The organism is Haloarcula sp. Atlit-120R, assembly GCF_003665885.1.
GTDB classification, from domain to species: Archaea; Halobacteriota; Halobacteria; order Halobacteriales; family Haloarculaceae; genus Haloarcula; species Haloarcula taiwanensis.
The window spans coordinates 675,184-693,394 of sequence record NZ_QPLN01000002.1 but is presented as its reverse complement, the minus strand read 5'-3'; the positions used below and the strand labels follow the sequence as shown (position 1 = coordinate 693,394).

17 protein-coding genes are annotated in these 18,211 nt (G+C 63.1%); 8 read left to right on the top strand and 9 right to left on the bottom strand.

The window, feature by feature from the left end; genetic code table 11:
• The first annotated feature begins 100 nt into the window (after positions 1-100).
• Entirely contained in the window at positions 101-1,258 is a 1,158-nt protein-coding gene (locus tag DVK01_RS10805) for a dihydropteroate synthase (RefSeq protein WP_101349640.1), read from the top strand.
• A gap of 123 nt (positions 1,259-1,381) precedes the next feature.
• Here DVK01_RS10805 and DVK01_RS10800 read toward each other — a convergent pair whose 3' ends face one another.
• Together DVK01_RS10800 and DVK01_RS10795 are read right to left on the bottom strand one after the other, a co-directional pair.
• Entirely contained in the window at positions 1,382-2,035 is a 654-nt protein-coding gene (locus DVK01_RS10800; RefSeq protein WP_101349639.1) for a TrkA family potassium uptake protein, read from the bottom strand.
• Positions 2,036-2,038: 3 nt separating this feature from the next.
• Positions 2,039-3,493 (bottom strand): APC family permease, encoded by a 1,455-nt coding sequence (locus DVK01_RS10795; RefSeq protein WP_101349638.1) that lies wholly within the window; start codon positions 3,491-3,493, stop codon positions 2,039-2,041.
• A 212-nt stretch (positions 3,494-3,705) separates the two neighbouring features.
• Between DVK01_RS10795 and DVK01_RS10790 the strand changes: the two genes are divergently transcribed.
• The 3 genes from DVK01_RS10790 (at position 3,706) to DVK01_RS10780 (ending at position 7,126) form a co-directional block, all read left to right on the top strand.
• Positions 3,706-4,359: a TrkA family potassium uptake protein gene (locus DVK01_RS10790; RefSeq protein WP_101349637.1), complete on the top strand. Its 654-nt coding sequence runs from the start codon at positions 3,706-3,708 to the stop codon at positions 4,357-4,359.
• A 101-nt stretch (positions 4,360-4,460) separates the two neighbouring features.
• The gene (locus tag DVK01_RS10785) at positions 4,461-4,892 is read left to right on the top strand and encodes a universal stress protein (protein ID WP_121536653.1); all 432 of its coding nucleotides are present in this window, start codon (positions 4,461-4,463) and stop codon (positions 4,890-4,892) included.
• The gene (locus DVK01_RS10780) at positions 4,889-7,126 is read left to right on the top strand and encodes an amino acid permease (protein ID WP_101349635.1); all 2,238 of its coding nucleotides are present in this window, start codon (positions 4,889-4,891) and stop codon (positions 7,124-7,126) included. Before DVK01_RS10785 ends, DVK01_RS10780 begins: the two co-directional genes overlap by 4 nt.
• 94 nt (positions 7,127-7,220) lie before the next feature.
• On the opposite strand, the gene DVK01_RS10775 is transcribed toward DVK01_RS10780, so the two are convergent.
• Together DVK01_RS10775 and DVK01_RS10770 are read right to left on the bottom strand one after the other, a co-directional pair.
• Entirely contained in the window at positions 7,221-7,901 is a 681-nt protein-coding gene (locus DVK01_RS10775; protein ID WP_101349634.1) for a haloacid dehalogenase type II, read from the bottom strand.
• Between the two features lie 108 nt (positions 7,902-8,009).
• Entirely contained in the window at positions 8,010-8,276 is a 267-nt protein-coding gene (locus tag DVK01_RS10770; RefSeq protein WP_101349633.1) for a multidrug efflux SMR transporter, read from the bottom strand.
• A 240-nt stretch (positions 8,277-8,516) separates the two neighbouring features.
• Between DVK01_RS10770 and DVK01_RS10765 the strand changes: the two genes are divergently transcribed.
• Complete coding sequence (locus DVK01_RS10765) at positions 8,517-9,515, top strand: TIGR04024 family LLM class F420-dependent oxidoreductase (RefSeq protein ID WP_101349632.1); 999 nt, start codon at positions 8,517-8,519, stop codon at positions 9,513-9,515.
• Between the two features lie 15 nt (positions 9,516-9,530).
• On the opposite strand, the gene DVK01_RS10760 is transcribed toward DVK01_RS10765, so the two are convergent.
• Complete coding sequence (locus tag DVK01_RS10760) at positions 9,531-10,223, bottom strand: 6-hydroxymethylpterin diphosphokinase MptE-like protein (RefSeq protein WP_121510951.1); 693 nt, start codon at positions 10,221-10,223, stop codon at positions 9,531-9,533.
• A gap of 329 nt (positions 10,224-10,552) precedes the next feature.
• Here DVK01_RS10760 and DVK01_RS10755 point away from each other — a divergent pair, with 329 nt between their 5' ends.
• Positions 10,553-12,013, top strand: coding sequence for a trehalose-6-phosphate synthase (locus DVK01_RS10755; protein WP_101349630.1), 1,461 nt, complete (start codon positions 10,553-10,555; stop codon positions 12,011-12,013).
• 20 nt (positions 12,014-12,033) lie between these two features.
• Here the strand turns inward: DVK01_RS10755 and DVK01_RS10750 are convergent, their stop codons facing one another.
• Entirely contained in the window at positions 12,034-12,879 is an 846-nt protein-coding gene (locus DVK01_RS10750) for a hypothetical protein (protein ID WP_121510953.1), read from the bottom strand.
• 201 nt (positions 12,880-13,080) lie between these two features.
• Between DVK01_RS10750 and DVK01_RS10745 the strand changes: the two genes are divergently transcribed.
• Positions 13,081-14,181: a polymer-forming cytoskeletal protein gene (locus DVK01_RS10745; RefSeq protein ID WP_101349628.1), complete on the top strand. Its 1,101-nt coding sequence runs from the start codon at positions 13,081-13,083 to the stop codon at positions 14,179-14,181.
• A gap of 43 nt (positions 14,182-14,224) precedes the next feature.
• On the opposite strand, the gene DVK01_RS10740 is transcribed toward DVK01_RS10745, so the two are convergent.
• Positions 14,225-15,304, bottom strand: coding sequence for a dipeptide epimerase (locus tag DVK01_RS10740; RefSeq protein ID WP_121536651.1), 1,080 nt, complete (start codon positions 15,302-15,304; stop codon positions 14,225-14,227).
• Positions 15,301-16,344, bottom strand: coding sequence for a DUF1611 domain-containing protein (locus DVK01_RS10735; protein WP_101349626.1), 1,044 nt, complete (start codon positions 16,342-16,344; stop codon positions 15,301-15,303). The genes DVK01_RS10740 and DVK01_RS10735 overlap by 4 nt, the downstream gene beginning before the upstream one ends.
• A 138-nt stretch (positions 16,345-16,482) precedes the next feature.
• Between DVK01_RS10735 and DVK01_RS10730 the strand changes: the two genes are divergently transcribed.
• Positions 16,483-17,229 carry a helix-turn-helix domain-containing protein gene (locus DVK01_RS10730; protein WP_101349625.1) on the top strand — a complete coding sequence of 249 codons (747 nt, stop codon included), beginning with the start codon at positions 16,483-16,485 and terminating at the stop codon, positions 17,227-17,229.
• A gap of 99 nt (positions 17,230-17,328) precedes the next feature.
• On the opposite strand, the gene DVK01_RS10725 is transcribed toward DVK01_RS10730, so the two are convergent.
• Positions 17,329-18,081 (bottom strand): IclR family transcriptional regulator, encoded by a 753-nt coding sequence (locus tag DVK01_RS10725; RefSeq protein WP_101349624.1) that lies wholly within the window; start codon positions 18,079-18,081, stop codon positions 17,329-17,331.
• Between the last annotated feature and the right edge of the window lie 130 nt (positions 18,082-18,211).

Sequence of the window (18,211 nt, the reverse complement as noted above, 5' to 3'; positions counted from 1 at the left end):
TATATAAAACTCGGTGATTCTGTGTCAGTGATACGTTACACGGCGTCGCCAGTCCGCCGATGTCGCGGGACCTATGTATGCACAGCCCTCAGGAAGCAGTATGCGAACGGTCGAAATCGACGGCCTCCCGGTGGGTGATGGCCACCCAACGCGCGTCATGAGCGTGCTGAATATGAGTTCGAACTCCGGGTACAAACCGAGCGTGTATCTGGACCCAGCCGAAGCCGCCGACGCTATCGAGGAGAACCTCGTCCCCGCTGGGGCAGATATCATTGATGTCGGCCTTCAGTCGGCGAACCCCAAATACGAGTCCAAACCGGTCGAGATGGAGAAAGACCGGCTCGAAGAGGTCGCGCCGCTGGTCGACGAACTCGACGCCGATGTGCCGCTGTCGCTCGAAACGCGCTACGCTGAGGTGGCCGAAGAGGCCATCGGCCACGGTTTCGACCTCATCAACGACGTGTGTGGCTTCGCCGACCCGGAGATGAAAGGCGTCGTCGAGGACCACGATATGCCGGTCGTCAAGATGGCCAGCCCGCCGGACCTCTCGCGACCCGGCGCACTGAAAACTATCGACGACATCTTCGAGGCGCTTCAGCGAGACGGGTTCACGGATAGAACCATCATCGACCCGGCCTTCGGCGGCTGGTACGACGGCAAGGAGTTCGAGGACAACTGGGAGATGTTCCGTCGGCTGCGGGAGTTCCGTGCCTTCGACCGGCCGATGCTCACCGCGACCAACCGTGAGGACTTCCTCGGCGATCTGGCCGACCAGCCCGAGACGGAGAACCAGCTCGCCGTTTCGCTGGCCGCAGCGACGATGGAAGTCGAACGCGGCGCACACATCATCCGAACACACGATACGCAAGAGACACATGACGTGGTCAAAGTGGCCGACGCGCTCGGTGACGAGCGGACGACGCGGGCTGAGACCGACTCCGGCCCCACCGTGTCGGAACTGACAGACGTGTCTCTGCGTGAGGTCGCGCGCCATCAGGCCCTCGGTGAGACGGTCGCCGGCGGCACCGACAACGGCGCGACGCTCACGTTCCTGCTCGGCGACCTGACCGACGACGCCCGCTCGAGTATCCGGGCTGTCGCCGAGGTGACTGACGTAGTGGTGGTCGAGAAAGACAGCGGCAGCCTCTACGTCGGTGGTGCCGCGGCTGCGCTGAAGGTCGTCACCGACAGCCTCGCCGAGGACGGACACCGGGAGCTTGCCGGCGAACTACGGGCCTCGCTGTCCCGGCGGGTGTAGGCACCGCGGCTGGTCCGTACTTGCAGTGACGGGATTTTCACAGACTACTCCGGAGCGGTCCCACAGTGGCTGTCCGTGGAGACGAGCGAATTACGCGGAGCGGTCTGCGAGTCGAAAAAGTCACTAGCCGCGCATCAAATTCAAGACCTCATCGACGACATCAGGTTCAACCGCGATAACGTAGCGGCTTCCTGGCGTCAAGGTCGTGTCGGCACGGGCGATCCGCTCACCGTTATCGTCGGAGACAACCAGCGTCCCCTCGGGAAAGCGTACGTCTGTGAGTGCTTTTCCGGCGGCTGGAGCGCCGTCAGCGACGCGGACGAGCATGATATCGAGGTTGCCTGTCACGTCGGCAAGCGTCTGGACATCACTCCCAAGGATTTCGTTCGCTGCCACCCTCGCACCAGCCCGTTCGGGAAAGACCACCGCATCGACAAATCGGGTGTACGCCTTACCGGCTGTGCGGTCGATTCGCGCGACCGTCCGAATATCTGGTGTCAATTCCGACGCAGCTAAACACACCGCGAGGTTCAGCCCGGTTTCACCCGTGAGCGCGGCAATCGCGTCCGCTCGGTCGATACCTGCCTGTTCGATGATCTCCGGATTCGTCGCGTCGCCTCGGATAACCGTCGCGACCCACTGATCGGCGATTTCCGAGACCATCCGTTCGTCCCGTTCGATGATCGTCACGTCGTGCCCGCGGTCGGCAAGTATCTCGGCTGTCTGGAAGCCGACGCGGCCACCGCCTGCGATGATAATGTCAAGTGTTCGGGTCATGAGTTAGTCTTCAGCCTCAGGTGTTATTTCGCTGGCGGCAGTCGCCTGCTCGCGGTCCGATTGCTGTTTTACCCGTTTGAGGGCGAAATACACGACTGCGCCGAGCACGATCCATGCGACGCTGAGTGCCAGTGCCAGTGGATCCGTCCGGAGCAGAAACTCTATCAGCACCCCGGTCAGAATCAGATTGAGTGCGATACCGATTATCGGTGGTGCCGGGTAGTATGGCATCTCATACGGCCGATTCATGTTCGGTCGCTCCCTGCGGAGTCTAATGACCGCGACGTTGACAATGATAAACGAGAGCAGGAAGAACAGGCTCGACATATTGCCGGCGCTCTGTGTCGGCAGTGCAACTGAGCCAAGCATCACGACGGCACTGGTGAGGATAGCAACGAAGGGCGTCCCGTAGCGGTGGTGTATCTGGCCAATCGAAGGGAGTAACTGCCCTTCGCGCCCCATCGAGAACGCGACGCGCGACGACGCGATGACGACGGCGTTGAGGGCCGTAAGCGTCGAGAACACAGCCCCGAAGACGATGAGTGCCCCACCGTTCTGAATAACCGGGAGCCCGGTCGGCATGAACGACGTCGCGGCCGCGGCGATACCGGCTTCGCCAGCGTCGGCGAGTCCCTCGGCTCCGAGCGTTCCGATAGCGACTGTCACAACTGCCAGATAGACGACGACAGTCACAGCGAGGCTAATAAAGATCGCTTTCGGGATGTTTTCCCGCGGGTTCTGTACTTCCTCCGTGACAGTGGTGATGAGGTCGTACCCCTCAAAGGCGATGAAGGTGAGCCCCATCGCCGGCAAGACGGCAGCCGCTCCGCTCCCCTCCGGGAACAGTGGCTGGAATTCGGCTCCCGAAAACATCGGTGACGCGAACCCGAACGCGACGAACACCACCAGAATAGACACTTTGATTATTGTGAAAATCGTCTCGACACTACCGCTGGCGGCCGTCGAGACGGCGTTGAGCGCCACGAGACCAAGGACTGCAATAAACGCCAGCAAAAAGGCCGGCGGGAGCGCTGTATCAATGACCGGAACTGCAACGGCGCCGACCTCGTCCGGTGACGGGACCACGCCGTAGACGTGCAACAGTTCGAGAAAGTTCGGCGCAAATCCCAGTGCATACAGCGCTCCCGCAATCATGTAGGCGAACCAGAGCATCCAGCCCATGATGAACGAGGCGAAGTCGTCGAATATCTCCCGCACGAACGCGTATCCACCGCCGCTCTTTGGAATCGAAGCGGCGAGTTCCGCGTACGAAAGTCCTGTGAACGCCGTCACGACGCCGTTCAGTGCGAAGACGAGAATCGCGGCTGGGCCAGCGATTTCGGCGGCCAGTCCCGTTAACACGAAAATACCGGCCCCAATCATCGCACCCATCCCGATCATCGTCGCGTCGAGGAGTCCGAGTTCAGCCTCGGGCGACCGCGTCTGGCTCTTGCTCATTGCGTTCTGGTTGTAACTGGCGCGCTGTCCATCGTACGCTGTATGTGCTTCGCTCGGTCCATTTGAGTACCGGGGGGAGTTCTCCTATTGTAAGAACTGTGATGGGATTTCATTAAGCCTTCTGCCGCGTGACCGCCGATTCAGCCAGTTGCGTTCCCGCTCGGTTAGAACTGGCGGGGCATTGAAGATAACACATCGATAACAGTACAACAATGGCCCGGACAAAGCGATTCGTCATCGCCGGCGGCGGCCGCGTCGGGAAACAAACCGCCGAAAACCTCGTTGAACAGGGGCACGACGTCCTACTGATCGAGTCCGATGCGGAACGCGTCGAGGCGCTATCGGATGCGTATATCGGCCCAGTTATCCACGGGGACGCCACGCGACCGTCAATTTTGGAACAGGCAGACCTGTCGGAGGCTGACGCTATCGCCGCACTCACTGACGAACCGGGCACGAATCTCGCCATCTGTATGGAGGCACAGCAGTACGCACCCTCGATTCGGACCATCGCGAGAGCAGAGACGGAGACGGACCAGGAGTACGGTGAAGTCGTCGACGCAACGCTACTTCCCGAATATCTCGGTGGAGACTACGCGGCCGATATACTGACCGGTGAGGATATCCGAACGCTCGTCTACCCAACCGCTGACCTCGATATCATCGAGGTGAGTGTTGCTCCGTCGGCCCCCGTTGCAGGGCGTCGTCTCGACGAGATCGCGCTTCCGGCTGGCAGTCTCCTGATTTCGACGGCCGACCGAACGGAACTCGCAGGCGCTGAGACGGTGCTGGAGCCTGACGAGCAGTATATTCTCGCCGTCGAAACTGATGTCGTCGACGAAGTGTTGAATCTCATGCGCGGGTAACAGGCCGAGTTGTCAGCCTGATAGTCAGCATCTCTTATTATTTATTCGTATGCGAGAAAGCGGATACACACGCTTAACAGCGAGTAGGTTCTCCCACCACTATGACCAGTGAGCCCACGGACGAGGGTCTCCTCGGCCACGTACTTCTTCCCGTCACTGACGAGGATGACGCGCTGGCGACGGCGAAGGCGCTCGAACCGTACGAACCAAGGAGCGTGACCGCCTTGCATGTCGTCGAAAAGGGCGGTGGCGTTCCGGACAAGACGCCGGTCGAACAGTCCGAAGAACTGGCCACAGAGGCGTACGCTGCCGTCCGGACAGTGTTCCCTGACGCCAGCGAACACACCGCGTACGGCCGAGATGTCGCGGAGACGATATTCGAGGCCGCTGCAGAAGTGGACGCCAGCGCTATTGCCTATCGGTCCCGTGGCGGGAACCGACTCATGCAGTTTCTCTCCGGTGACGTCTCCCTGAAACTGGTGACAAATTCGGACCGGCCCGTCATTGCACTCCCCCGAGAGGATGGAACATGAGCGAGGAAGACCTTGCCAAGGACCTCGGACCGCTGGCGGCGCTGACTATCGGCGTCGGGACGATGATCGGCGCGGGGATCTTCGTCCTCCCGGGCGAGGCCATCCTCAAGGCCGGGTCGCTGGCGTCCGTGGCGTTCATTCTGGGCGGCGTTATCGCCATGTTCACGGCGTTGTCGGCTAGCGAACTCGGCACAGCGATGCCGCGTTCGGGCGGGGCCTATTACTACGTCAACCACGCGCTCGGGCCGATGTTTGGCTCGGTCGCCGGCTGGGCCAACTGGCTCGGTCTGGCCTTCGCGAGCGCGTTCTACATGGTCGGGTTTGGCCGGTACATCGCCCGCATCTTCGGTCTCTCCGGCAGCGTCGGCGTCGGTCCGATATCGCTCACCGTCGTGAAACTTATCGCACTCGTCGGCGGGGCCTTCTTCGTCCTCATCAACTACGTCGGCGCGAAGGAAACCGGGCGACTGCAGAACATCATCGTCGTCCTGCTTATCGCCATTCTCTCCGTGTTCACACTCCTCGGAACGCTCCGGGCAGAGCCGTCGAACCTGCCGGCCGCTACTGACGTGGTTACGACTCTGGAGACGACGGGACTCATCTTCGTCTCCTATCTCGGCTTCGTCCAGATTACGAGCGTGGCCGAAGAGATCAAAGACCCCGGAAAGAACCTTCCGCGTGCAGTTATCGGCAGCGTCGTCATCGTGACTGTCATCTACGCGCTCGTCCTCGTGATCATGAGCGCGGCCGTTCCGCAGGGGTTCATCGCGGACATCATCAGCTCCGACGCCGAGAACCCGATCGCCGTCGTCGAGGTCGGGAGCTACATTCAGGGGGCTGTAATGGGGGGTGCGCTCCTGTTCGGCGGCTTGCTCGCCACAGCGTCCAGCGCGAACGCCTCCATCCTCGCGTCGTCACGCATCAATTTCGCGATGGGCCGTGACCGGATCGTCACGCCGGCCCTCAACGAGATACATCCCCGCTACGGGACGCCGTACAGAGCAATCGGCATTACCGGCGGCCTGATTCTCCTGTTTATCATCATCGGGGACCTGACGCTGCTCTCGGGCGCTGCGTCGGGCCTGCATCTCATCATCTACGGATTACTCAACGTCGCACTCATCGTCATGCGGTACGTGAATCCGGAGGAGTACGCACCGGATTTCGTGGTGCCGTTGTATCCTCTACTGCCGATTCTGGGAGTCGTGCTCTCCTTTGCCCTACTGGTGTTCGTTGCCAGCGACGCCCTGTTGCTCTCCTTTGGCATCGCCGCCGCAGCGATACTGTGGTACGGGTTCTACGCTCGGTCGCGCACCGAAAAACAGGGCATCCTGTCGAAACACATCATCTCGCGGTCCGACGAAATGCCGGACGCGGCCGTCAGCGCGGCCGCCGGCGTCCAGCCCGATGGCGGGCAGTACCGCGTGATGGTCCCACTAGCCAATCCTGCACACGAACAGGACCTCATTACGCTCGCCAGCGCCATCGCCAAACAGCGCGGCGGAACCGTAATCGCGACCCACATCGTCACCGTCCCCGACCAGACGGCGCTTTCGGCTGCCGCCGACCGATCCGATGAGATCGACAAGAGCTCACAGCAACTGCTCGATAAAGCTCGCGAGGACGCCGAGACGTTCGGCGTCGATGTCGAAACACACACCGTCCTCTCGCACAAGTCCTACGAGGCTATCTTCGACGCCGCCCGCACGCAGACGGCGGACCTCGTCGTGATGGGATGGGGGCCAGACGCGCACGGCTCGCCCGGGCGGGCGGAGTCTGCCATGGACGAACTCACAGAGACAGTTCCCTGTGACTTCCTCGTGCTCCGTGACCGCGGGTTCGACCCCTCGCGTATCCTGCTTCCGACAGCCGGTGGGCCGGACTCCGAGCTGTCGGCCGCCATCGCGAAACTGTTACAGTCCGAATATGGTTCCGACGTGACGCTGCTTAACGTCGACGACGACCGCGAGGCAGGCAAGCAATTCTTGCGGGAATGGGCGGCCGAGCAGGGGCTTGAAGACGCGGAGCGCCTCGTCAAATCCGGCGATGTCGAGACCGCGATCCGGAACGCTGCCACCGATTCGACGCTGCTCCTCATCGGCGCGACCGAGGAGGGTCTACTTCGCCGGCTCGTCTCCAAGTCGCTCGTGCTGGACGTTGTCGACGACGTGGAGTGTTCCGTCCTGCTGGCGGAGAAACGCCGCGACCGCGGCCTGCTTGAGCGGCTGTTCTGAGTAGCCGGTATTTTTTCTGAGACTCCTGCGACGCCATCTCCTGACTCCCCTGACTATCCGCGGAACCAGAACCGCGACATGCCTTTTCGACGCTTCACATCAGCTCATCGTGAAGGTCGTGGAACGACGCGATAGTGAGATCCGGCTCGCCGGCGAACGAGTCCCAGGGGCCGTCATCGCGATTGACCCAGACGCCCTGCATCCCGGCGTGCATCGCCCCGTACACGTCGAAATACCCTGCAGTGACGTGGGCGATTTCCTCGATCTCAGTCGACGTCCGGTCCGATGCGTGACGGTACAGTTCCGCCGCCGGCTTGAACGTCTGGATCTCGTCGGCACTGACAGTGTCTTCGAGCAGGCCGCCGATACCGGCGAAATCAACCATGGAGTCGAGCATCTCGGGGTTCCCGTTCGAGACGACATAGAGGTCGTAGCCGGCGTCGTAGAGTTTGTTCATGCCGTCACGAACGTCGTCGAACACGTCGAGTTCGTGGTAGACGGCGAGAATCTCGTCGCGCTCCTCGGTAGTGATGTCGACGCCGTGGACATCGAGGGCGTACTGGAGCGCGTCGCGGTTCATCTCGTAGAACGGCTTGTAGGCGTCGATCTGGTTAGCGAGGAACGTGTACGCCAGTGAACGAGAGCGCCAGAGCCGGGATACCGGTTTGGGGTCATCTACCCGGTCGGCGAGGGCTTTCTGAGCCGCCTCAACGTCGACGATGGTGCTGTACGAGTCGAACGTAATCGTCGTTACGCGGTCCGGGTCGAACGACATAGGCCCCCGTAGAACCGGGTGCCTCATATAGCCGGTCGCCAAGCCGGACGCACAGCTGTTCGGCACGGGCAGACTCACGACGCTGGGCGTGTTGTGGCCGGTTCCCGCTCAGTGCGCAGACGTCTCCGAGAGGACGGTGACACAGTACACGCCGATGATGATGCGCAATATCCCGACGGCACCGGGGAGGTCGATAGGCCGGTCGAACACGACAGTCCCGATCGCCACGACACCGACGATTCCCAGCGCGGCCCAGGTGCCGTAGACGACGCCGAGACGGGGAACGGGACGTGGGAACCCTTCTGAGAGTTTCAGCGACGTTGTCCCGAGCAGTTCGGACACAATCACGGCTCCGAGGAAGGCGTATGGGTTCACTCGTCGAGAATTGTGGACAGATACGATACATTTCGACTGTCGTCACCTCACCAGTCCCCTTTCCGAGACGCTCCCGGCCCAGTTGACCGTCCTGTGAATAAACCGCGGACAACGGGCGACACTCCCCCTCTCATGTGGCTTTATCTCCCGTGCGGCCGCACTGCGAGCCATGTTTCAGGTACATACGTTCCAGCCGACAGGAGTACGGCCGGTCGCCGCTCGACGCGTGGAGGGCGACAGATGACAGCGCGAGACGTGTATCTCCCGGTCGCAGCCCAGCCGTCGGTCGACACGCTTGTCGGGATGAGCCAGCAGGCCGAGGACAGCGGCTACGACCGGGTCTGGCTCCCGGAGACGTGGGGGCGGGACGCAGTGACGACGCTGACCAGCATCGCCGAACACACGTCGGCGGTCGGCCTCGGCTCATCGATTCTGAACGTGTACTCGCGGTCGCCGGCGCTGCTCGGCCAGACCGCAGCGACACTGCAGGAGGTCTCAGACGGCCGCTTCCGCGCTGGCGTCGGCCCGTCCGGGCCCATCGTCATCGAAGGCTGGCACGGCCGTGAGTTCGAGAGCCCCCTCAAGTACACCCGAGAGACAGTCGACATCATGAAACTGGTACTCTCCGGGGAGACCGTCGACTACGACGGAGACATCTTTTCGCTGTCCGGGTTCCGGCTGCGCTGTGAACCGCCCGAACCCGCGCCCCCCGTGGATGCCGGCGGTCTCGGACCGAAATCAGTCGAACTCGCCGGTCGCTTCGCCGACGGCTGGCACGCGCTCATGCTGACCGCTGACGGCCTTCGGGACCGGCTCGAAGACTTCGAGCACGGCGCGGACCTCGGCGACCGCGACCGCGCCGACCAGCGGGTAACGCTGTCGCTGACGTGCTGTGCGATGGACGACCGGGAGCAGGCCCGCGAACTGGCCCGTCAGCACGTCGCGTTCTACATCGGCGGGATGGGGACGTTCTACCGCGACGCGCTGGCCCGGCAGGGGTACGAGGACACCGCCTACGAGATCGCCGAGCAATGGGGGTCGGGCAACAAAGCGGCCGCCGTCGACGCGATCAGTGACGAGCTACTGGACAGCATTGCCGTTGCCGGGACACCTGAAGAATGTCGTGACCGTATCGCACAGTTCGAGACTATCGATGGCGTGGACGCGATTAACATCTCGTTCCCCCGCGCTGCGGAACGGGACACTATCGACGCGACCATCGACGTGTTAGCACCCTGAAGTGGGGAGTGGCTTTCAGTCGGTCACTACCGGCTCGATGGCGTCGCGACGGCCATCGAGAACGTTGAAGCGCTCGCCACGGCGCTGTTCTAGCCAGCGAAGCAGGCGCTCGGCCCAGCGAAGCTTCTGCCGCTTTTCAGCAGTGACGGACGGATCCTCGAAGTCCCATCCGGGGAATACCAGCGAGGCAGCGCCGAAGTGGTCCGCGAGGAACGCGGCGCGGTCGCCGTCGGTGAAGCCGCCGTAGTTGCGGACCGGCGGGGCGGGTGTCGCCTGCGTCGTCGGTACAACGAACTCACTGTCGTAGGCCGGAATGTGTGTCTCCAGTGCGGGGATGTTGTCACCGTGGGCGTGGGCGACAACCGGCGTCCCGGCGGCAGTCAGTTTCCGCCCGGTATCAGCGTTCTTGTCCAGGTCCGTAACCATACAGTCGACGGCGACGCCTGCCGCCTGGAGACGGTCGGCAGCAGTGGACGCCGCGAGGACCACGTCGGCGTCGGCTGCACGGTCGGCCTCGGTTTCCAGTGACGGGCCGGCTCCGGCGATAGCCACCGATGCACCGTCGAGTCCGAGGGTCGTCGGGTCGTATGTGCTATCGTCGCCGAGCAGTTCGACGAAGCGGTCACAGGCGAGCTCGTCGCCGTCACGAGGGTACCCGAAGTCGTCGAGAATGTCCGAATACACTGGCTCCCAGGTGTGAAATTCCATCTGTTATCAGACGCCACGAAGTGGACATGCTTCTGTCTTGTTTCCCCGGTCAGTCACACTGCACGACGCTGTCACTGGCCCGGAGCGTTGCTGTCGCTACCGGATTCGTGGCCAGATAAACCGAGTTGAGCCGAAATGGCACGTCCGTGTACCCCTACCCGGGTGCCCTTTCGGCTTTCACCCCTTTCTTTCGAGGCCTCCGGTATAAGTTTTCTCTTACCGTCAGACACGAATGGCGGACCTCGCGGGCAGCGATAACTTGTTCCACCCCGTAGCTACGCCAGCACTCCGCGACAGCCTCAAGACGGGGCAGTCCTTACGGAGGACAAATGGTCCCGGAACTGTCGGTGAATGCGCAAGACGGTGCAGTTCCGGATTCGCTGGTGATCGTCTCGAACCGCGAACCGTATAGCCACGAGCGGGGCGACGACGGCGAGATACGGGTCCAGTCCGCCGCGGGTGGCCTGACGAGCGCACTCGACCCGGTGATGCAGTCACGGGGTGGCACCTGGGTCGCCTGGGGCAGCGGCGACGCCGATATGACTGTCGCCCACGAAGGTATTGTCAAAGTGCCGCCGTCGGACCCGGCCTACGACCTGAAACGCGTCCCGCTCTCCGACGCGGCGGTCCAGGGCTACTACTACGGCTACGCCAATCAAGTGCTCTGGCCCCTCTGTCACGAGGATACGGGCCGGATGTGGGCCGAACCAGCCTACTGGGAGCAGTACCGCGCCGTCAACGAGCAGTTCGCCGAGGCCGTCGACACGGTCGCTGACGCGGGCCAGCCGGTCTGGTTCCAGGACTATCATCTGGCGCTCGCCCCTAAACTGCTCCGGGAGCGACGGCCGGAGGCAAGGCTACTGCAGTTCTGGCACATCCCCTGGCCCGCGCCGTCGGTGTTCCAGCACTGTCCCCACAGCGACGCGCTACTCGACGGACTGCTGGCGTGTGACGTCATCGGCTTTCACACAGCAGGGTACGCCGAGCAGTTCCTGCACTGCGTCGATAGTGCGTTCTCCGCGGCAACCATCGACACGGACACCGGGACAGTCACCCGGAACGACGAGCGGACGCGAGTCGTCGCGAACCCCCTAGGTATCGATGCCGAGGGGGTCCGGGACCGAGCGCGTGCTGCCGACGTGGGCAGTATCCGCGATACCGTGCTGGGCGGCAGTCGCTCGGACACGTCCATCCGCCTCGCGCTCGGCGTCGAACGGCTCGACTACTCGAAGGGCATCCCCGAGCGGATTGAGGCGCTGGCGCACCTCTGGGACCGGCGACCGGACCTGCGAGGGGAGTTCACGTACGTGCAGAAGGCAAGTCGAACGCGGGAGGGGATTGCCGCCTACCGACGGTACCGAGCGGACGTCGTCGATGCCGTCGAACGCGTCAACGACCGCTTCGGGACCGATGACTGGCAGCCCATCGTCTACACCGAAGCCACCCTCGACAACGAGACGTTGGCCGGGCTGTACCGGGCTGCCGAGGTCATGGTCGTGACGCCACACCGCGACGGGATGAATCTCGTCGCCCACGAGTATCCGGTCGCCTGTGTTGATGGTGACGGCGCACTCGTACTGAGTGAACTGGCCGGCGCGGCGACCCATCTCGACGGCGCGCTAACAGTCAATCCGCACGATATCGGTGCGATTGCGGACACCATCGAGCGGGCGCTGGAACTGGAGGAAGCGGACAGAGCAGACCGGCTGGCGCGCTTGCAGCAAAGCGCCGAAGCGCTCGACAGTTCACAGTGGGTCGCCAGACAGTTCAGCCCCGGGCAGTCACCGTAGGGGGCCGTCAGTTACCGGCGCTACGCGTTCGACAGCCAGTCCGGCTCCGCGACGGTGGTATCGTCGACCTGCGAAACGGAAAGCGACAGCGTCACCGTCACCGGCTGGCCGTCCCGCTCAGTGGTCACCCGGTACTGGAACGACCGGATGACGCCATCCTCGTCAACAAGGACGGTTGCACTGGCCGAGTCCGTCGTCCCGTTGGCCGAGACGGTCGTCGAGACAGCGTCGTCGGCCGCGAAGCCAGTAACGTTACCCCCTGTCGCTTCGAACCGCGAGACCCTGTCACCGTCGACCGTCTCGGTACCGGCGTACGTCCAGTTGATGTCCGACCCCAGTGACTGGAGCAACGAGCGGTCGATGACACTGCTCTCGTTGACCGGCTGGACCGACCCGTCGTACGGCGGTGACGCAGCCCGGATCTCCGTCATCGCCTCCTCACCGCGGGTGAGGACACGGCGCTGTGTGGTGGTTCCATCGGCGGTGTACGTCGTTGTCACCAGTGTGTCGCCGCCGGCCTGAACCAGTTCGCCCTGCGCTAGCGACCGGTCGTTCGCACGGTCGATAGCAACGGTTCGGTTGATGAACACCGACCGGTTCTCGCCGTCGCGGACCGTCGAAAGTTGGAACGACAGCGACGTGGTAAACGACGAGTTCGACAGCCGCTCGAAGTGTCCGCGTTCGATAGCCGCCGCATCGAAGCCGGACGAGCCGGGTGCGGGGCCGTTGACGTCAGCCGAGGTCGATGTTATTTCGGTGTCTGTTCCAGCTGTACCCGATTCAGTGCCCAACAGCCCGCTACAGCCAGCGGACGCTATCAGTAGCACCGCAAGTGCAAGCGAGAGATGACGGCGTTCGAGAGACATATCGGTGCCACTGTATCAGTGGGTTAGTTCGTTATGGCCGTTCAGCTGTCAGATTCCGTCCGGCTTCAGGGTATACACGGACTCGATGACCGTCCCGCTGCCGTCGCGAGACTGCGGCGATGCCGGTCCCGTCCGACCCGCGTCAGACGCCCGTCATGCACGTCATGAGGGTTTAATACGAACGAAAACGCTATAGGAACCGTGCCACTCGGCTCCGACCCGCTGTCCGAACTCGACATTCCCGACGGAACAACCGTCGAGGAACACGACCTGGTGACCGACGGTGATGTCATCGTCGGCGGCCAGTCGACCGTGGAGTTCGGTGTGCGCGGGCGGACGGTCATCGCCGACGAGCGAGTCCGCTTTGGCGGCCACATCGAAGCCGAAGGTGACTGTCGGCTGGATATGTGGTGTGACGTGGCGGACAACGTGCTGGTCGGCGAGGACGCCTACATCGGCGAACGAGTACACATCGGCGGCGAACTCCGTGTCGCGGGCGACCTTGATATCGGCGACGACGTGGACATCGAGAACGGGTTCGAGGCGAACGGCTGGATCGTCATCCGCAATCCGATGCCGACCATCGTCTTCCTGTTCGTCTACCTCTCACAACTCCTCCGCATCGGCGAGGAAGACGCGGCCGAGGAAGTAATCGACGAGATGCTAGACGACGGCAGTGACGAGCACGACCCGGTTCTGATTCCACGCGGCGCGAGCGTCTCGGATGACGCCTGGCGCGTGTCGACGCCAGCGACGGTCGGCGACGACTGCCGGCTCCACGGAAATATCCGTGCAAAATCACTCGAAGTCGGCCGTGACACGGTTGTCTTCGGAAGCCTCCGCGCGAAAGCCGACATCGTGGTCGGCCGGGGCACAGAGATCAAAGGGGACGTAACGACCCGCAACGGGACCGTCCGCGTCGGCCCGGGCGCGAAGGTCTGGGGCGACATCTCGGGGACGACCGTCGAACTCCACGAGAACGCGACGGTCGACGGGACGATCCGGGCCAGCGAAGAGATGCGAATGCACACCGAAGCGGTTCTGGACCGGCCGGACGAGTCCGCTGCGGCGATGGCGGAAATGGCCGAATCGCTTGAAGCTGATACTGACACTACGGAGCCAGCCACCGAAGAGAGCGAGTCCAACGATACCGATCCGGCGGTTGATGTAACAGCGGACGATACCGCTGCCACTGCGGACAGCGCAGCAACCGACGGCGGCGATGGGACTGGCGCAACGACTGGCAGCGATGCTTCAGAAGCCGATTCCGACGTCGAAGAGGCGGCGGAGTCCGCAGAGTAACTGCCCGGACGCTATTTTGCGTGAGAACCGTCCCGCCACAGCATCAGCTCTGAGTCGCACCACTCACAGCCGCCGGCAGCGAAACTCCGTGGCCCGGCCCGTCGATATCGATGCCCGGACCGAACGCCATCGATGGCGGCGTTTCGTCGAGCAACAGGTGGCCATCTAGGTCGACGTAGTCGAAGGCACCGAGCCCAGCGGCGAGGTGAGCGCTCGTCGCAATCCCGATCGCGCCTTCGAGCATACAGCCGAGCATACAATCGAGCGAGGCGGCCTCGGCGATTGTCGCAATTGCCGCTGCCCCGAGGAGCCCGGACTTCCCGAGTTTGACGTTGATCACGTCGGCAGCCCCGTCGCGAACCACGGTAGTTGCGTCCGCGGGCGTGAATACGGCCTCGTCCGCGGCGACGGGGACCGAGAGTCTGTCGCGGGTCCTCGCGAGACCGCGGACATCGTCCTTCGGCGTCGGCTGTTCGACCAGAGCGAGGTCGACCCCAGCCGTCGCCACCTCGTCGACAAACTGCTCTGTAGCCTTCGGCGTCCAGCCCTGGTTCGCGTCCACGGTAATCGTTGCGTTGGGTGCGGCGTCTGCGACCGCAACGGTTCGGGCCACGTCGTCGTCAATCGCGCCGCCGGTTTTGACCTTTATATGGTCGAAGCCCGCGGCCGCGGCACGGGTGGCTCGCTCGGCTGCCGCGTCGGGCGCGACTATCGGAACGGTAATATCGGTGGTAACTGGGGTCGGCGCTCCGCCGAACAGCTCCGAGAGCGGGATACCGCGGTCGCGACAGTACGCGTCGAGCAGCGCCGTCTCGACGGCGAACAGTGCCGTAACCGCTCCGGGTACTGCGGCCCGCACCTCACCGGCGAGTTCGCGGTAGTCGGCGAGGGACGCTCCCTCAAGCATCGACGTTACCGACCGGGCAGTCGCCACGGCAGCCGGCTGCGTCTCGCCGGTCACTGGCGGTAACGGGGACCCCTCCCCGTGGCCGACGACGCCCGAGTCCGTCTCGACCAGAACGACCAGATTCCGCGCTTTCTCACGAGTTCCGAGCGAGATCTCGAACGGCTCGCGGAGTTCGCGATCGAGCGATTCGACAGAGACACGGTCGATACGGGTCATAGCGCCTCCAGAACAGCTGTGAGGAGTGTCTCCGGGCCGTCATCGTCGTAGATGTTCGCCGCCGGAAGCCCTGTTCTGGCGGTTTCCGCCTCCGGGTCCCCCCAGGTCGAGAGGGCGGCGACTGTCGTCTCTGTGAGGGCGGTAATCGCGCGGCATTCGGCCTCGACACCGGCTACAGTGAGGTCATCGAAGTGGGACCGGGCCTCCCGAGAAGGGTCATCGGCCAGTACGACTGCGTCGGGGGCCGCTCCGTGGAGCAGTCCGAGCGTCACCCCGCCGTATGCGGTGTGCGTGAGGGCGGCCTGCCCTTCGACGAACACGATGTCGTGGTCCGTCGCAACGTCGAGCACCATGTCCTCGACGACGCCCGAGACGAAGTCAGCCGGGACCCGGTCGATGACGACGCCGCGGTCCGCGCCGACGAGGATGCCGGTCTGTCCCGTCGCGACCCAGCCGGCGTCGAGTCCGGCATCGGTCGCGGCCCGGTACAGTTCAAAGGTCGTCGTTCGCTTCCCGACTGCACAGTCAGTCCCCATCGTCAGGACGACGTCTGCGTCGGCCGCAGCCCCGCGGCCGTCACCGAGCGTCAGATCGGTGACGGCTGGAGGTTTCCGAACGTCAACGAGGTCGACACCGTGTTGCTGTGCGCGCTCGGTCCAGGCCGGGCGCTCGCTCAGAAAGACGTGCAAGCCGGAGACGATATCACAGCCCCGCTCCATCGCGTGCTTGATTGCCTCGGCCCATGACTCCGGGAGGTCACCACCAGCGGGCGCGACGCCGATGACAAGGACGGCCGCGTCCGGGGCCCGATCCAGCGCTTCGGTGACGGTTTCGACGACCGGGACGCTGTCGGCAGCAGGCCACTCAAGAGCCGCTCCGGCGTGAGGGCTCGGACACGTCGAGTCCACGACGGCCTGCGCGTCGAACAGCTCTCCGTGCATAACGATACCGTTGGCCGTCTTACCTTCCGGCTGTCCGAACTCCCCCTCTGCGAGCACAACGGCGGGCGTGCCTTCGTCGTATTTTCGCCGCAAGTCCATACTGAAGGACACTGCGGGCGTGACTGACAAACCAGAGCCTTACATGTGTGGCCTCCACTGAGAGTACTGGAGGACGACAACCGGTAATGAAAGCAAGAACAGGCGAGCGCTATCGCGTCACAGAACCCGGAGAGAACGATGGCCACTGACGGCTCCGATATGGCCGCGTCCCCGTCCAGCGGCGGTCTCCAGTTGACACTCAAACTGGAGCATCCCGACTGCTGGATGCGGGAAGTGACGGCGGCCACTGCAGCCAAACTGCTGGTCAACGCGGCGTATCTGGTCGACGGGAAGGTCAAAGCCCACGTCGTCGCATACGCTGAGTCGGCGGCCGCGGTCGAGGCGCTCGTTGCGGCGACCCGGGCATCCGACCACACCCATGCAGTCACAGAAATGGATACTCGTCGTAGCTTCGGCGGGATATCGGCACCGGTAAACAAAGCGACGCGCACGCTTCTCGTCGAATACGGCCCCGAAGAGAGCATCCACGACGCGCTGGTCTCACACGGGTTCATGAATCAAGAGCCGATCCGAATCCGCGACGGGACCGAGTACTGGACGGTCGCTATCGACGAATCGCGGACGACAATACAGGAGAAGCTCGACGCCGTGTGCGCACAGAAAGACGCGACGATCACCGTGACCCAGATTACGTCCGCGACCACCGGAAGCAGGGAGCGGGACGAACTGGCGGTCCGACAGCTTTCCGACAGACAGCGCGACGTGTTCGAACTGGCCCGCAAACGCGGCTATTACGACTACCCGAGAGAGGTAAGCGGGAGCGAGCTAGCCGACGAGCTCGGTATCGCGAAGACGACGTTTCACGAACACCTCCGGAAAGTCGAGGCCACGCTTCTCGGTCCGAGAGACGCCGACCGGGGCTGACGACAACACAGCGTCTCGGCCCACTTGCCAGTTGTCGTGTCTCCTGTCACAGAGCAGGTGGCAGCGTTCCAAGCTTGCGACGACAGGCGCGACAGAGCGCTACTGGACTCCGAGTTCCGATTCCAGCTCCTCGACGACGTCTTGCAACATCGATGCGAGTTCCTCGTTCGGTGGGAGCCGATACAGCGGACCGGAGATGTCGAGCGCGCCGAGAACGCCGCCGTGTGGGGCGGTGACCGGCACGCCGACGGACCGAAGCCCCTCGACTGCCTCCTGATCGTTCACCGAATAGCCGCGCTCGCTCGTGCGTTCGATGTCTTCCATGAGGGCGTCGCGGTCGGTGATTGTGTACTCCGTCTCGGCGGGCAGTCCCCACCGGTCGAGAATCTCGTTGACACGGGTTTCTGGCAACCCGGCGAGGATCGCCTTGCCGACTGCCGAGTTGTGCAGGTAGTAGTACCGACCCACCTGGAACCCTTTCGACGGGACGTTAGCGACGACGTTGAACAACGTTATCGCACGTCCGTACTCTTCGATGGCAAACGTGACTTCCTCACCACAGCTATCGGCAAGTTCGTGTGTTTTGCGACGGGCGACCTCGTACCACTCGTTTCGGGTCCGGGCGCCCTCTCCGAGGTGGAACAGCTTCATGCCGAGTCGGTACTGCTCACCCCGCTTGACCAGATACTCCTGATCCAGGAGTGTCCTGAGGTGAACGTGAATGGTGCTCGTCGAGAGGTCCAGCCGGTCCGCAAGCTCACTCATTCGCGCCTCCCCCAGCTCGTTTACCGCATCAATGATCGCGAGGGAGGTTTCGGTCGTCTGGAGACGACGACCGCTAGAGCTGTCCATACCACAGTGGACTCGACACCAGTATAAAAAAGTCCGGTCATAGTGGAACAGGTTCTGTCGATATTATACCACTCGCTGATAGTACTCGGCCTAGTGATTGCCACGGGTTATATTTTTAGAGTACATGTCT

Coding starts and splice junctions, on each gene's coding strand:
- DVK01_RS10805 (WP_101349640.1), top strand. CDS start 101: ATGCGAACGGTCGAAATCGACGGCCTCCCGGTGGGTGATGGCCACCCA.
- DVK01_RS10800 (WP_101349639.1), bottom strand. CDS start 2,035: ATGACCCGAACACTTGACATTATCATCGCAGGCGGTGGCCGCGTCGGC.
- DVK01_RS10795 (WP_101349638.1), bottom strand. CDS start 3,493: ATGAGCAAGAGCCAGACGCGGTCGCCCGAGGCTGAACTCGGACTCCTC.
- DVK01_RS10790 (WP_101349637.1), top strand. CDS start 3,706: ATGGCCCGGACAAAGCGATTCGTCATCGCCGGCGGCGGCCGCGTCGGG.
- DVK01_RS10785 (WP_121536653.1), top strand. CDS start 4,461: ATGACCAGTGAGCCCACGGACGAGGGTCTCCTCGGCCACGTACTTCTT.
- DVK01_RS10780 (WP_101349635.1), top strand. CDS start 4,889: ATGAGCGAGGAAGACCTTGCCAAGGACCTCGGACCGCTGGCGGCGCTG.
- DVK01_RS10775 (WP_101349634.1), bottom strand. CDS start 7,901: ATGTCGTTCGACCCGGACCGCGTAACGACGATTACGTTCGACTCGTAC.
- DVK01_RS10765 (WP_101349632.1), top strand. CDS start 8,517: ATGACAGCGCGAGACGTGTATCTCCCGGTCGCAGCCCAGCCGTCGGTC.
- DVK01_RS10760 (WP_121510951.1), bottom strand. CDS start 10,223: ATGGAATTTCACACCTGGGAGCCAGTGTATTCGGACATTCTCGACGAC.
- DVK01_RS10755 (WP_101349630.1), top strand. CDS start 10,553: ATGGTCCCGGAACTGTCGGTGAATGCGCAAGACGGTGCAGTTCCGGAT.
- DVK01_RS10750 (WP_121510953.1), bottom strand. CDS start 12,879: ATGTCTCTCGAACGCCGTCATCTCTCGCTTGCACTTGCGGTGCTACTG.
- DVK01_RS10740 (WP_121536651.1), bottom strand. CDS start 15,304: ATGACCCGTATCGACCGTGTCTCTGTCGAATCGCTCGATCGCGAACTC.
- DVK01_RS10735 (WP_101349626.1), bottom strand. CDS start 16,344: ATGGACTTGCGGCGAAAATACGACGAAGGCACGCCCGCCGTTGTGCTC.
- DVK01_RS10730 (WP_101349625.1), top strand. CDS start 16,483: ATGGCCACTGACGGCTCCGATATGGCCGCGTCCCCGTCCAGCGGCGGT.
- DVK01_RS10725 (WP_101349624.1), bottom strand. CDS start 18,081: ATGGACAGCTCTAGCGGTCGTCGTCTCCAGACGACCGAAACCTCCCTC.